The sequence below is a fragment of the Amycolatopsis nivea genome, assembly GCF_004522235.1.
Taxonomy (GTDB): domain Bacteria; phylum Actinomycetota; class Actinomycetes; order Mycobacteriales; family Pseudonocardiaceae; genus Amycolatopsis; species Amycolatopsis nivea.
The window spans coordinates 89,916-103,464 of the sequence record NZ_SDLT01000038.1 but is presented as its reverse complement, the minus strand read 5'-3'; the positions used below and the strand labels follow the sequence as shown (position 1 = coordinate 103,464).

Below are 13,549 nucleotides of genomic sequence, written 5' to 3'. Positions count from 1 at the left end.
TCAGTGAAGGGGCCCCTCACGGACGGTGGAGGGTCGTGAGGGGAACCCTGAGGGAATCAGAGTCAATGAGGGTGGCCCTCACGGACGGCGCTGGCGGAGATCCGCCATCCAGGGGTGGATTTTCGGGTTTCGCCTATTTCGGGAACAGGGGGACGGTCAGGAGAGTTTGCAGAGAGAGGCGGAGGGAACCGACTGCATCTACTTGCGTGGGGGTGGTGAGCCACTGGACCTGGAGGCCGTCCATCAGTGCGATGAAGGTGAGTGCCGCCAAGTCCGGGTCCGTGCCGGGGCGCAGCTCGCCTGTTTCGGCGAGCGCGCGGAACGACTGGGCGATGCTCTCGCGGGCCTCGCGGTAATGGCGGGCGAAGTAGGCGTGTGCGGGGTGGTCCTCCGACACCGCCTCGGCGGCGAGGCGGGAGTACACCTCGACGATGCCCCGGTGGCGGATGTTGTATTCGGCCAGCGCGATGAAGCGGCGCAGGACTTCCAAGCCGGGCGGGGCGGAGAGTTGTTCCCGGACGGCGTCCTCGGCGTCGCGGCGTTCCAGGACCGCCGCGAGCAGAGCTTCCTTCGTCGGGAAGTGGTACAGCAAGCCGGCGTGGGTGATGCCTGCTCGTTTGGCTATTTCCCGCAGCGACGCACCGTGGTAGCCGGCCTCGCCGTACACCGCGGCGGCCGCTGACACGATGTCTTCCCGGCGGATTCTGCCCTTCAGATAGCCCTCGCTCACGGGGCGGCGATCGGTTCGGCTTCCACCCGCCCATCATGCCCCAGCCCCTCCCGCACCCGTGTTCCTGACTGGACCCGACCCCCGAAGAGGAGCCGAGCCCGATGACCGAGCTTTCCCCGCCCCCGGTGCTGCCCCGCGCGGCGCGCGTCGGCACCTGGATCGTGTTCGCCCTGTGCGGGTTCGCGGTCGGCATGTGGGTGGTGCACATCCCGGTGATCGAGCGCGCGACCGGCGTCTCGCACACCGCGCTCGGGGCGCTGCTGCTCGTGCTCGGCGGATCGGCGCTGATCGGGATGCAGGTCACCGGGCCGCTCGCGGACCGGTTCGGGCATCCGCGGGTGGTGTCCGTCGCGGGGGTGCTCGTCGGGGTCGCGGTGGTGCTGCCGGGGTTCGCGGCGAACTGGTGGACGCTCGGGCTCGCGCTCGCGGCGTTCGGCTTCTTCAACGGCTCATTGGACGTCGCGATGAACGCGCACGCGGTGGTCGTCGAACGCGCTTATCCGCGGCCGATCATGGCTGCCTTCCACGCGATGTGGTCGATCGGCGGTGCGATCGCGGCCGTCGTCGGTGCGGCGGTGCTGGGCGCGGGAGTGCCGACGCTCGTGTCGCTCGGCGGTACCGGAGTCCTGTGCATCGTGGTTTCGCTGGTGGTCCGCCGGTACTTGCTCGACTCGTCGGAGGAGACCGCCGAAGAAACCACCGAGGAAGCCAAACCGGCCCGCACCCCGATGCGCGTGGTGTGGCTGCTCGGTCTGCTGGCTTTCGCGCTGATGCTGTCCGAGGGCGTCGCGAACGACTGGGCCGCGCTGTATCTCCGGGACGGGCTGGGGACGTCCGAAAGCACCGCCGCCCTGGCTTACGGTTCGTTCGCGGTGGCGATGACCGTCGGCCGGTTCGCGACCGACCGGGTCGCCGCGCTGGCCGGACCGGTCGCGGTGGTCCGTTACGGCAGCGGGCTCGCCGCGCTGGGACTGGCGATCGCGTCGCTCGCGCCGTGGGTGCCGCTGTCGTTGTGCGGCTGGGCGTTGTTCGGGCTCGGGCTGTCCGGCGGCGTCCCGCAGCTGTTCACCGCGGCGGGCAACCTGGACAAACGCGCGTCGGGGGCGCTGATGGCGCGGGTGGTCGGCGTCGGCTACGTCGGGCTGCTGGCCGGACCGGCGATCATCGGCGGGCTGGCGCACTGGGTGCCGCTGAACGTCGCGTTCCTGCTTCCGCTGGCATTGTGCCTGGTGGCGGTGGTGTTCGCGTCCGCGATGAAGCCCCGCGGCTGAGCCGGTCAGCCGCCGAACTCGATGGTGCCGTCGCGGCGGCCCGTCGCGAAGATCCGGCGGCAGACCAGGAACGCGATCAGCAGCCAGCCCGCGAACACAGCCAGTTCCAGCGCGACATTCGGCAGGACCTGTCCGGCGCCCGCCCCGTGCAGCACGTCGCGCACCGCCTGCAGGCCGTGCGTGAGCGGGACGACCTGGCTGACCGCCCGCACCCAGCCGGGCCAGAAGGCCACCGGCACCTGGACGCCGGTGACGATCATGAGCATGATGCTGGCCAGCCGTCCGATCAGGTTGCGCGCCGGCATGAACCGGAGCGCGAGCATCCCGATCGTCAGGCCGAACGCGTAGGCGCTGATGCTCACCACGACGATGATCGGCACCGAGAGCAGGGCGGCGCCCACCGGCAGCCGCACGCCGAGCACCGGGGCCAGCAACAGCAGGCAGACCGAACTGCACGCGATGCCGTCCAGCATCCATTGCACGCTGCGGCCGACCAGCACGACGAACGGGTCCGACGGGCTGCTGGCCAGCAGCGGGAAAGTGCCGGTCAGCCGTTCCCACGAGGTGCTCGCGACCACCAGCAGCACCACGTCGGCGGTGATGTACACCGAGTTGCCCACGACCAGGTACTCGAGGCTGGACTGGGACCCGAGCAAGCGCCCGATCAGCGCGAACAGCGTGACCTGGCACAGGATCCGGGCGAGCCACGCGAACGTCCACGATTTCCACGTGTAGGTGGAGCGCATGTCGGTCAGCGCGCTGACCGCCGCGCAGCGCAGAATCCTGCCGTTCTCCAGCACCGAGCCCCTCACGCGTACCCCACCGTCCCGTTGCGTCGCAGTCTGTTCAGGATCGCCTTCATCAGCGCTGTCCCGGCGACCAGCCCGGCCCCGCCCAGCCCGAGCACGATCGCCAGCCGCAGCACCGGCTGGTGCGGGGCCTCGGGGCGCAGGCAGTCGCGAAGCAGGTCCGAGGACCAGGAAAGGAAGAACACCCTGGCGACCGGCTGGGCCCAGTCCGGCAGGAACGAGATCGGCACGATCGTCCCGCCCAGGATGTAGAACGGATACGACATCGAGTTCTGGAAGATCCGGGCCGAGCGGGCGAGCGCGAACAGCGCCGCCATGATCGACGCGGTGCCCACCATCGCCGCCGCGGTGCAGACCAGGGTGAGCACGAAGAGAACGGGATGGGCGACGGTGACGACCGAACCGAAGACCGCCCATCCGACGACGGAGCTCTCGGCCAGCCCGCCGAAGCTGACCACGGTGATCGCGGCGATCCGGCCGAGCAGCAGCACCGGGTACGGTGCGGGCGCGGCCAGCACCCCTTCGAGGGTGCCGCCCCATCGTTCGATGTCGATCAGTTCGCCGGACACGAACAGCGCGGTGGCCCAGACCGTCATCATGGCCGAGCCGATGATGGCGTACGGGGCCAGGTCCGCCCGGCCCGCCTGGCGCATGATCGCCAGCATCGCGATCGCCAGCAGGGGGATCGTCACCAGCGACAGCAGGTAGTCCGGCGTGCGGCGAAGGACCGAGAGCTGGAATCGCGCGGAAGACAGGAAGAGGGAGATCATCGGACGCTGAGCCCTCGATCCCCGATCACGCGCAGATAGACCTCTTCGAGGCTGGGCCGCGCAGCCGAAACCTGGGTGACGCCCGCGTCGAGCAGTGCGCGCAGCACCTCGGCCGAGGCGCCCTCCGCGGCCGTCTCGATCACCGCGGAGCCGTCTGGCCGTTCGGCGACCGAGGCGACTCCCGGCAGCGCTTCGATCCGGCGCCTGGCCTCGGCGGGCAGTTGCCCGGCGACGACCCGCTCGTAACGGGAAATCCACTGGCCGAGGGTCTTCGGTTCCTCGGTCGCGAGCATCCGGCCGCCGTCGATCAGGGACACGCGGTCGCAGAGCGCCTCGGCCTCGGCCATGTCGTGCGTCGTGACCAGGATCGAACGGCCGTCGTCCCGGAGTTCGGCGACGAGCCGGCGGAAGTCCCGCGCCGCGACCGGGTCCATGCCGACGGTCGGCTCGTCGAAGATCAGCACCCTGGGGTCGCCGATCAGTCCGCGGGCGAGGTGCAGCCGCTGCTTCATGCCCCGGGACATGGTCTCGACCGGGTCGTCGGCGCGATCGGCGAGACCGAGCCGGTCCAGCAGCGCGACGACCTGTTTCTTGGCCGTCTTGCGCGGCTGCCGGTACAGCGCGGCCCAGTAGAGGAGGTTCTGACGGGCAGTCAGCCGGAGGTACAGACCCCGTTCGCCGCCGAAGACGATGCCGATGGCGCGCCGCACCGCGTCGGCGTCCGCGACCACGTCGTGCCCGTGGATCTTCGCGCTGCCCGAGGTCGGCAGCAGGACTGTGCAGAGGATCTTGCACAGGGTGGTCTTGCCCGCTCCGTTCGGGCCGAGCAGTCCGTGCACCTGTCCCTCGGCCACTTCGAGATCGACGTTGCTGAGCGCGTGCCTAACCTCCTTTTTGCGCTGGTAGACGCGGCAGAGCCCGTGGATCTCGACTGCTTTCGTTTCACCGTGTCCCATGGGGATGCTCATTCCTGTCGCGAAGTCAGCTGGTCCCGCAGCACCGCGGTGATCCGGGTGAGCGGTTCGGGGTCGAGCAGGTGATGGTGGCCGGCGGGAACGTCGTGCACCGCCAGCTCTCCGGCGACGAACGGCTGCCACGCCTCCGGCTTCTGGGCGGGCACGTCCCGGTGGCCCTGTGCGCGGAAGAACACGACGTCGCCGCGGAACCGGGCAGGCTCGTGGGCTTCGGCGAGGCGCATGTTCGTCATCAGCACCTCCGAGACGCGGTTCAGCTGTTCCCGGCTCATCGACTGCAGGGCGCCGTCTCCCAGCCGCAGCCGTTCGACCCATTCCTCGCTGGCCCGCGCGCTCCATCCGTCGCTGCCGGGTTCTCCCGCGTACGGGTAGCCGTCGGCGATCGCCAGCAGTTCGACCTTCGCACCGGACTCCTGGAGGAGGACGGCTGTCTCGTGCGCGAGGTTCCCGCCGAAGGACCAGCCCAGCAAGCGGTACGGGCCGTCGGGCTGTACTCGCCGGATCTGCGCCAGGCAGTCCCGCGCCATCTCTCGCAAGCTGCCCGGAGTGTAGGAGGCTTCGGAGAGAGAACGGGCCTGCACGGCGTACAGCGGGAGGTCCGGTAAATGGCCGGCGAACCCCGCGTACGCCCATCCGATGCCGATTCCGGGGTGCAGCAGGAAAAGCGGGGTTCCGGACCTTCCGGGAGCGAGCGGGAGCAGCACCCGGAACGGATCGTCGAGCTGGTTTCTCTCCAGCAGTTCGCTCATTTGCTCGACCGTCGGCGCCTGGAAGACGTCGGCGATGGTGACGGGGCGGTCGAAGGCGGTGTGGATGGCGGTGGCGAGGCGGGCGGCGAGGAGGGAGTGGCCGCCGTGCTGGAAGAAGTTGTCGTGGAGGCCGATCGCGGGCCGCTCGAGGACGGCGGCGAAGAGTCTGGCGAGGGCCTGTTCCTGGGGCGTCGCGGGCCGGGTGTCCAGGGCAGCGGCGACGTGCGGTGCCGGGAGCGCGGAGCGGTCGAGTTTTCCGTTGGGGGAGAGGGGGATCCGAGGGATCACGACGTGGTGGGCGGGGAGCATGTAGTGCGGAAGCCGGGCGGCGAGGTGGTCGCGGAGCGCGGCGGCGAGGCCCGCGGGAGTCGGGTGCTGTGGTGTGCGGGGAATCTGGGCGGAGGCCGAGGGTTCGCGGGTGGCGTAGAGGTTGACGAGTGTGGAACCGGTGAGGGTTTCCGGAGTTTCGCGGGTGACGCTGAAGCCGCGGTCTTCGAGCATCGCGGTGATGGTGTGGGCGCGGTTGTTTATGTCGTGGACTTCGATGACGGTTTGCCGGATTGTTTTCCAGTGTTCGGGTCGGATGCCGTGGAGGATTTCGAGTTCGGATTTTTCGGCGTCGATTTTGAGGAGGTCGATGACGGCGATGTGGTATTCGTCGATGATGTCGGAGAGGGGGCGGATTCGGGTGGTGATTTCGTGGCGGTCGTGGAGGCGTTCGGTGATCAGGTCGTCGACGAGCGGGCCGGCGTCGGGGTCGCGGTGGGCGTAGGCGTTGACTGAGGCGCGGTCCTGGTCTTCGTCGGCGTGCCTGCCGGAAAGGATGGACAACTGCGGGTAGTAGGTGAAGGTCGCGGTGGTGTTATCGCTGCCTAGGGCGTGGTTGAAGAGATGTGCGTTGATGTTGTGCAGTGTGGTGTTGACGGTGAGTTCTTGGTGGAGCTGGGGGATGGGTTCGAAGGCGTAGATGGTGATGTCGTCGGCTTGGCTGTGGGCGAAGAGGGCGAACATGCCGATGTGGGCGCCGATGTCGATGACGGTGTCGCCGGGGTTGAGGTGGATTCCGTGTCGGAGGTATTCGTTGTTGTCGAAGATTTCTTCGTAGAGGAAGTCGATTTCGGCTTGGGTGCGGCCGGTCATGACGGCGCCGTTGGGCAGGCGGTGGCGAGGGAGGTCGGTATCGAGTTCGGCGAGCCGTCCCAGATAGGATTCGGCGGGGACGACGTAGCTGACGATTTGCGGGTTGCCAGGGGTGGTTTCGCGCAAGGCGGTGGCGGCGTCGGCGACACCGGGGTGTTCGTTGAGGAGCGCGGTGATTTCGTCGAGTTCGATTCTCTGGCCGCGGATTTTGACCTGGTTGTCGGCGCGGCCGAGATAGTGGAGGTTGCCGGTGGCGTCCCAGCGCGCGATGTCGCCGGTCCGGTACATCCGATCGCCTGGCGACCCCCATGGGTCGGCAAGGAATCGTTCAGCGGTGAGGTCGGGGCGGTTGAGGTAGCCGAGTGCGATTTGGACTCCCGCGAGATACAGCTCTCCGGGCGTGCCGATGGGGCGCGGGTCGCGGTGTTCGTCTAGCACGTAAGCGCGGGTGTTCCAGACGGGCTTGCCAATCGGGACCGTCGGATGTCCGGGGCGGCAGTCCCAGCTGGTGACGTCGACGGCGGCTTCGGTAGGCCCGTAGAGGTTGAACAGCGGTGCCTGTAGCGTTTCGTAGTAGGTGTTTTGCAGGTCCGGCGGCAGTGCTTCACCGCTGCAGACGACCGCGCGGAGCGACGTGCAATCGGCTGCGCGAGGTTCGGCTACGAAAGCGCGAAGCATGGACGGGACGAAATGCGCGATGCTGATGTCTTCCGTGCGGATCAGGTCGGCGAGATACGCGGGATCGCGGTGGCCGCCGGGTTTCGCCACGACCAGGGTCGCGCCCTGGATGAGCGGCCAGAAGAATTCCCAGACCGAGACGTCGAAGGACGCGGGGGTTTTCTGAATGACGCGGTCGTCGGGAGTGAGGCGGAATTTGTGCTGCATCCACTGGAGCCGGTTGACGATCGCCTCGTGGTGCACTACGACGCCTTTAGGCCGACCGGTCGAGCCGGACGTGTAGATCACGTAAGCGGGTGCGTCGCCCCGAACCGGGCGTGCTGGCGCGACAACGGCACCGTCACCGGGGGCGGCCACGATCGGTGCGGTCCCGGGGAAACGGTGCCGGAACGCTGGGTCGGCCACCAGGGCGGCGGGTTCGGCCTCGTCGATCATCCAGCGGAGCCGGTCGTCGGGAAGGTCGATGTCCAGCGGGAGGTAGGCGGCTCCGGTGCGCAGTGCGGCGAGCAGGGCCACGACGAGGTCGACTGAGCGCGGCAATGCGATGCCGACAACACGCCCAGGACCGGCGCCGTGCTCGGCCAGCCGGGTCGCCAGCGCGGCGGCGCGCTGGTGCAGGTCTGCGTACGAGACGCGTTCCTCGCCGAACACGATCGCTTCCGCGTCCGGGGAACGCTCGGCCTGTGCCTGCAGCAACTCCCACAACCCGGTTTCCGGCACCGGGACCGCGGTGTCGTTCCAGGACGCCAGGACCGCCAGTTCCTCGTCCGTCACCACGCTCAACTGCCCGACCGCCGTGTCAGGCTCGGCGACGGCCCGGTCCAGCAGCGAGGACAGTTGCCGGGCCATCCGCTGGACAGTGCCGGCGTCGAACAGGTCGGTGGCGTACTCGATCTTGCCTTCGATGCCCGCGCTGCCGCCCGCGTCGGCGAACTGTTCGATGAAGCCGAAAGTCAGGTCGAACTTGGCGGTGCGGACGTCCGCGCGCAGCGGCTCGACCGACAGCCCTGGCAGGACGAACTCGTATTCGGCCTGGGTGCGGGTGGTCAGCATGACCTGGAAAAGCGGGTGCCGGGAGAGCAGCCGAGGCGGATTGACGAGTTCCACGACGGTGTCGAAGGGAACGTCCTGGTGGTCGAACGCGGCGAGGTCGACCGCGCGCACCCGGGCCAGCACCTCGCGGAAGGTCGGCGCGCCCGAGAGGTCGATTCTCAGCACCTGCGTGTTGACGAAGAAGCCGACCAGGTCCGCCAGCGCGACGTCGGTCCGGCCTGCGGTGATGCCGCCGATCGGGACGTCGGGGCCTGCCCCTAGCCTGGACAGCAAGACGGCCAGCGCCGCCTGCAGGACCATGTAGGTGCTGGTGCCGGTTTGCGTGGCGAGCTCGCGCACTCGTTCGTGAGTCGCCGCGCTCAGCGCGAGGTCGACTGACGCCCCGCGGTTGGTCGGAGTGCGCGGACGGGGCCGGTCGAACGGCAGCGGCAGTTCCTCGGGCAGTCCGGCGAGCGCGGTCCGCCAGTACTCCAGCTGCCGCGCGTACGAGTCGTCGCCGAGATCTCGTTGCCAGACCGCGTAGTCCGCGTACTGGACCGGCAGTGGTGTCCACTGTGGATCGTTTCCGGCGAGGCGGGCGCGGTACGCGGTCGAGAGATCGCGGCTGAGCGGAGCCATCGACCAGCCGTCGCTCGCGATGTGGTGGACGAGCAGGAGCAGCACGTGGTCGGCCGGGCCGAGCCGGAACAGGGTCGCCCGGAGGGGCAGTTCGCTGGCCAGGTCGAACGCACGGCCGGCCGCCGCGTCGATCAGGTCCTGCAGCGCGGAAAGCTCGGCGCTGACTTCCGTCAGTTCGATCCGCGCGTCGTGACGGACCTCCTGCCGGGGCCGGCCGTCGACGACCGGGAAGGTGGTGCGCAGCACCTCGTGCCGTCGGCTCACGTCGTCGAGGGCGGCCGACAGCGCTTGCCGGTTCACTTCGCCGCGCAGCCGCAGGACGGTCGGCAGGTGATAGGTCGGGTCGCCGTGCTGCGTCTGGTTCAGGAACCACAACCGCTGCTGTGCGAAGGACAACGGCACGGATTCCGGCCGTGGCCGCGCGGTGACCGGCGGCAGCTCTGCCGGGCGCCGTTCTTGGTCGAGCGCGGCCGCGAGCGTGCTCACCGTCGGGTACTCGAAGATGTCGGCGATGGTGGTGGGTCGGTCGAGCGTCGTGTGGATGGCGGTGGCGAGGCGGGCGGCGAGGAGGGAGTGGCCGCCGTGCTGGAAGAAGTTGTCGTGGAGGCCGATCGCGGGCCGCTCGAGGACGGCGGCGAAAAGGTCGGCGAGGATGTGTTCTTGAGGGGTGAGCGGCCGGTTGTCGCGGGTGACGGTCGCGTCCGGGGGTGCGGGGAGCGCGGCGTGGTGGAGTTTTCCGTTGGGGGAGAGGGGGATTCGGGGAATGGCGACGTAGTGGGCGGGGAGCATGTAGCGCGGAAGGTGGGCGGCGAGGTGGTCGCGGAGCGCGGCGGCGAGGTCGTCGGTGGTGGTGAAGGCGACGGGCCGTGGCGCGGTGGGTGCGGGTTCGCGGGCAGCGTAGATGTTGACGAGAGAGGAGCCGGTGAGGGTGGCGGCGGTTTCGGTGGTGACGGTGAAGCCGCGGTCTTCGAGCATCGCGGTGATGGTGTGGGCGCGGTTGTTTATGTCGTGGACTTCGATGACGGTTTGCCGGATTGTTTTCCAGTGTTCGGGTCGGATGCCGTGGAGGATTTCGAGTTCAGATTTTTCGGCGTCGATTTTGAGAAGATTTATCGTGGAGATGTGGTGTTCGTCGATGATGTCGGAGAGGGGCCGGATTCGGGTGGTGATTTCGTGGCGGTCGTGGAGACGTTCGGTGATCAGGTCGTCGACCAGCGGGTCGGCGTCGCCGTACCGGTGGGCGTAGGCGTGGACTGAGGCCCGGTCTTGGGTTTCGTCGACGTGCAGTCCGGAGAGAATCGACAGTTGCGGGTAGTAGGTGAAGGTGGTGGTGGTGTCCTGGTCTCCTAGTGCGTGGTTGAAGAGATGTGCGTTGATGTTGTGCAGTGTGGTGTTGACGGTGAGTTCTTGGTGGAGCTGGGGGATGGGTTCGAAGGCGTAGATGGTGATGTCGTCGGCTTGGCTGTGGGCGAAGAGGGCGAACATGCCGATGTGGGCGCCGATGTCGATGACGGTGTCGCCGGGGTTGAGGTGGATTCCGTGTCGGAGGTATTCGTTGTTGTCGAAGATTTCTTCGTAGAGGAAGTCGATTTCGGCTTGGGTGCGGCCGGTCATGACGGCGCCGTTGGGCAGGCGGTGGCGAGGGAGATCGGCGTCGAGTTCGGCGACGCGTCGCAGATAGGGTTCGGCGGGGACGACGTAGCTGACGATCTGCGGGTTCCCGGGGGTCGTTTCGCGGATCGTGGTGGCTGCGTGGGCGACACCGGGATGTTCGTTGAGGAGCGCGGTGATTTCGTCGAGTTCGATTCTCTGGCCGCGGATTTTGACCTGGTTGTCGGCGCGGCCGAGGTAATGGAGGTTGCCGGTGGCGTCCCAGCGCGCGATGTCACCGGTTCGGTACATGCGTGAGCCGGGCGGTCCCCAGGGGTCGGGGAGGAATCGTTCGGCGGTGAGGTCGGGGCGGTTGAGGTAGCCGAGCGCGATTTGGACTCCCGCGAGATACAGCTCTCCGGGCGTGCCGATGGGGCGCGGGTTGCGGTCGTTGTCGAGGATGTAGGCGCGGGTGTTCCAGACCGGTCGTCCGATGGGAACGGCGGGGTGCCCGGGGCGGCAGTCCCAGCTGGTGACGTCGACGGCGGCTTCGGTGGGGCCGTAGAGGTTGAACAGGGGAGCTTGCAGGGTTTCGTAGTAGGTGTTTTGCAGGTCCGGCGGCAGTGCTTCGCCGCTGCAGACGACCGCGCGCAGGCTGGTGCATTCGGCTGAGCGGGGTTCGGCGAGGAACGCGCGGAGCATGGACGGGACGAAGTGGGCGATGCTGATGCGTTCGGTGCGGATCAGTTCGGCGAGGTAGGCGGGATCGCGGTGGCCGCCGGGTTTCGCCACGACCAGGGTCGCGCCCTGGATGAGCGGCCAGAAGAATTCCCACACGGACACGTCGAAGGACGCGGGGGTTTTCTGGACGACCCGGTCCTCGGCGGTCAGCTCGAACTTGTGCTGCATCCACCGGAGCCGGTTGACGATCGCCTCGTGGTGCACTACGACGCCCTTGGGCCGGCCGGTCGAGCCGGACGTGTAGATCACGTAGGCCGGCGCGGTTCCCGGGACCCGGACCGCCGGTCTGACCGGTGCCGTGCCGGAAGCGGAGACGATCGGCGCGGTGCCGGGAAGGCGGTCGCCGAACCCGGGTTCGGCCACGAGCGCGGCGGTGTCGGCCTCGTCGATCATCCAGCGGAGCCGGTCGTCGGGAAGGTCGACGTCCAGCGGCAGATAGGCGGCTCCGGTGCGCAGTGCGGCGAGCAGGGCCACGACCAGTTCGACCGAACGGGGAAGCGCGACCGCGACGATCCGGCCGGGTCCAGCGCCGTGCTCGGCCAGCCGGGTCGCGAGCGCGGCGGCGCGCTGGTGCAGGTCTGCGTACGAGACGCGCTCGTCGCCGAACACGATCGCTTCCGCGTCCGGGGAACGCTCGGCCTGTGCCTGCAGCAACTGCCACAGATCCGTTTCCGGCACCGGCGCCGCGGTGTCGTTCCAGGACGCCAGGACCGCCAGTTCCTCGTCCGTCGCCCCGCCCAGTCGCCCGATCGTCGCGTCGGGCTCAGCGGTCGCCTTCGCGGCGAGCAGCGCGAACCGCGCGGCCATGCGTTCGACGGTGTCGCGTTCGAACAGATCGGACCGGTAGGTCAGCACGACCTTCAGCTGTCCGTCGACGACCATCGACCGGAACTCCAGATCGAACCGGGTCACCGGGTTCGTCCAGTGCTGCCGTTCGGCCCCCGTGGACGATTTCGCGTCCTCGGCCGATTCGAACTCGCCGTGATGCAGGAACACCACGTCGAAAAGCGGGTTGCCCGCGGCGGACCGGTCCGCCTGAGCCGCCGCGGCCAGGTCGCCGAGCGGCACCCGCTGGCGGTCGACGGCGTCCCGGACATCGGCATGCACCGCGCGCGCCAGTTCACGGAATGTTAGCCCAGTGTAAATTCTGCTTCGCAATGGGACGGTGTTGACGAAGAACCCGACGACGTCGCGAAAGCGCGGATCGGTGCGTCCGTTGAGAACGATTCCAGTGGTGACGTCCTGCTGGCCGCTTTGTATCGAGACCAGCGTCTGGAAGAGGGCTGCGACGACATTGGGAAACGCGCTGCGGGTCCGGAGGCTGAGTTTCTTGAGGGTCGATGTCGTTTCTTCGGAAAGTTCGATCTCGACCTGCGCCCCGGGACTCGCCGATGCACTTCGCCGGGACGAATCCGCGGGCAGCCGGAGGCGTTCGAATCCCGCCATTTTCTCTCGCCAATAGGCGAGGTCGTCGGCGAGCTTGCCGGTTTCGGAACGGCGTTTTTCCCCGGCCGCGAAATCCTCGTAGCCCGTCTCGAGCGGTTCGAGCCCGGTGTCCTCGCCGGTGAGCTCGTGGTCGTAGAACGCGAGGAAGTCGCGCAGCAGCAGCCGGTAGGACCAGCCGTCGACGGCGATGTGGTGGCAGACCAGGCACAGCAGGTCGGCGTCGCCGCCGCGGTGCAGCAGCAGTGCGCGCGCGGGCGGACCGATCCCCAGGTCGAACGGCTCTTTTGTCGCATCGAGCACCAGGTCTTCCCAGTTCCGGCCGTCGTCGCACCGGCGGTGGCCGAGCGGGATCTCCGGTTCGTCCGCGCAGGTCGCGGAGAGCCCGGCTTCGGTCTCGGCGTAGCGGGTGCGCAACTGGGGATGGCGTCCGGCGAGCCGGCGCAGTGCGTTCCGCAGCGCCCGCTCGTCGGCTCCGCCGGGGAATCGGACAAGCAGCGGCAAATTGTACGCGGTGGCGACCGCGTTGATTTTGTCGGCGATCCACAGTTGCTGCTGGCCCGACGAAACGGCTATTTCGCGCATTCTGTTTTCACCCGCAAGTTCGTGTGTCCGAATAAGGCGAGGCTGTGAACGAAACGCTAAACGGGCGGTGCTGTGCCTGACTGGCCGATGCTCATCCTGTCCCCCTGCTGAGAAGTCGCCGGCGGCCGCCGGAAGAAATGAGGTGATCGCGCACTCGGGGAATTCAATCCAATGGACTAATTCCGCGAAATATTTGTCAGTATACCGAGGGGCCGTCCGCTGTCAACGGCGTTGTCGGCAGCCCTGCTTTCGGCCGTTGACACTCTCCGCGGCCTAGGCTTAGGTTAACGGAGTCTGAACGTGGGACCACATGCCAGGGGGAGGCACGATCTTGCGCGCCACAGTCATTTTTTGCCCGGAGTCGCCGTGACGGCGGCCGCCGGCGGCTGAGTCCGCCC

Annotated in this window: 6 protein-coding genes; 1 reads left to right on the top strand and 5 read right to left on the bottom strand. The window is 68.2% G+C overall.

Annotated elements, in window-relative coordinates; translation table 11 throughout:
- Positions 1-133: 133 nt before the first annotated feature.
- A complete protein-coding gene (locus EIZ44_RS34575) occupies positions 134-730 on the bottom strand; it encodes a TetR/AcrR family transcriptional regulator (RefSeq protein ID WP_134733381.1) in 597 nt (198 codons plus the stop codon).
- A 101-nt stretch (positions 731-831) separates the two neighbouring features.
- On the opposite strand from EIZ44_RS34575, the gene EIZ44_RS34570 reads away from it, so the two are divergent.
- Positions 832-2,001: an MFS transporter gene (locus EIZ44_RS34570; RefSeq protein WP_134733379.1), complete on the top strand. Its 1,170-nt coding sequence runs from the start codon at positions 832-834 to the stop codon at positions 1,999-2,001.
- A 5-nt stretch (positions 2,002-2,006) separates the two neighbouring features.
- Here the strand turns inward: EIZ44_RS34570 and EIZ44_RS34565 are convergent, their stop codons facing one another.
- From EIZ44_RS34565 to EIZ44_RS34550, 4 genes are read right to left on the bottom strand one after another with little or no spacing between them, the layout of a single operon-like run.
- Positions 2,007-2,813, bottom strand: a complete 807-nt coding sequence (locus EIZ44_RS34565; RefSeq protein ID WP_134733377.1) for an ABC transporter permease — start codon at positions 2,811-2,813, stop codon at positions 2,007-2,009.
- Positions 2,810-3,580, bottom strand: a complete 771-nt coding sequence (locus tag EIZ44_RS34560) for an ABC transporter permease (protein ID WP_037818579.1) — start codon at positions 3,578-3,580, stop codon at positions 2,810-2,812. The genes EIZ44_RS34565 and EIZ44_RS34560 overlap by 4 nt, the downstream gene beginning before the upstream one ends.
- Positions 3,577-4,536 (bottom strand): ABC transporter ATP-binding protein, encoded by a 960-nt coding sequence (locus tag EIZ44_RS34555; protein ID WP_134733375.1) that lies wholly within the window; start codon positions 4,534-4,536, stop codon positions 3,577-3,579. The genes EIZ44_RS34560 and EIZ44_RS34555 overlap by 4 nt, the downstream gene beginning before the upstream one ends.
- An 8-nt stretch (positions 4,537-4,544) precedes the next feature.
- On the bottom strand, positions 4,545-13,151 hold the full coding sequence (locus EIZ44_RS34550) for a non-ribosomal peptide synthetase (protein WP_134733373.1): 8,607 nt from the start codon (positions 13,149-13,151) through the stop codon (positions 4,545-4,547).
- Between the last annotated feature and the right edge of the window lie 398 nt (positions 13,152-13,549).

Coding starts and splice junctions, on each gene's coding strand:
- EIZ44_RS34570 (WP_134733379.1), top strand. CDS start 832: ATGACCGAGCTTTCCCCGCCCCCGGTGCTGCCCCGCGCGGCGCGCGTC.
- EIZ44_RS34560 (WP_037818579.1), bottom strand. CDS start 3,580: ATGATCTCCCTCTTCCTGTCTTCCGCGCGATTCCAGCTCTCGGTCCTT.
- EIZ44_RS34555 (WP_134733375.1), bottom strand. CDS start 4,536: ATGGGACACGGTGAAACGAAAGCAGTCGAGATCCACGGGCTCTGCCGC.
- EIZ44_RS34550 (WP_134733373.1), bottom strand. CDS start 13,151: ATGCGCGAAATAGCCGTTTCGTCGGGCCAGCAGCAACTGTGGATCGCC.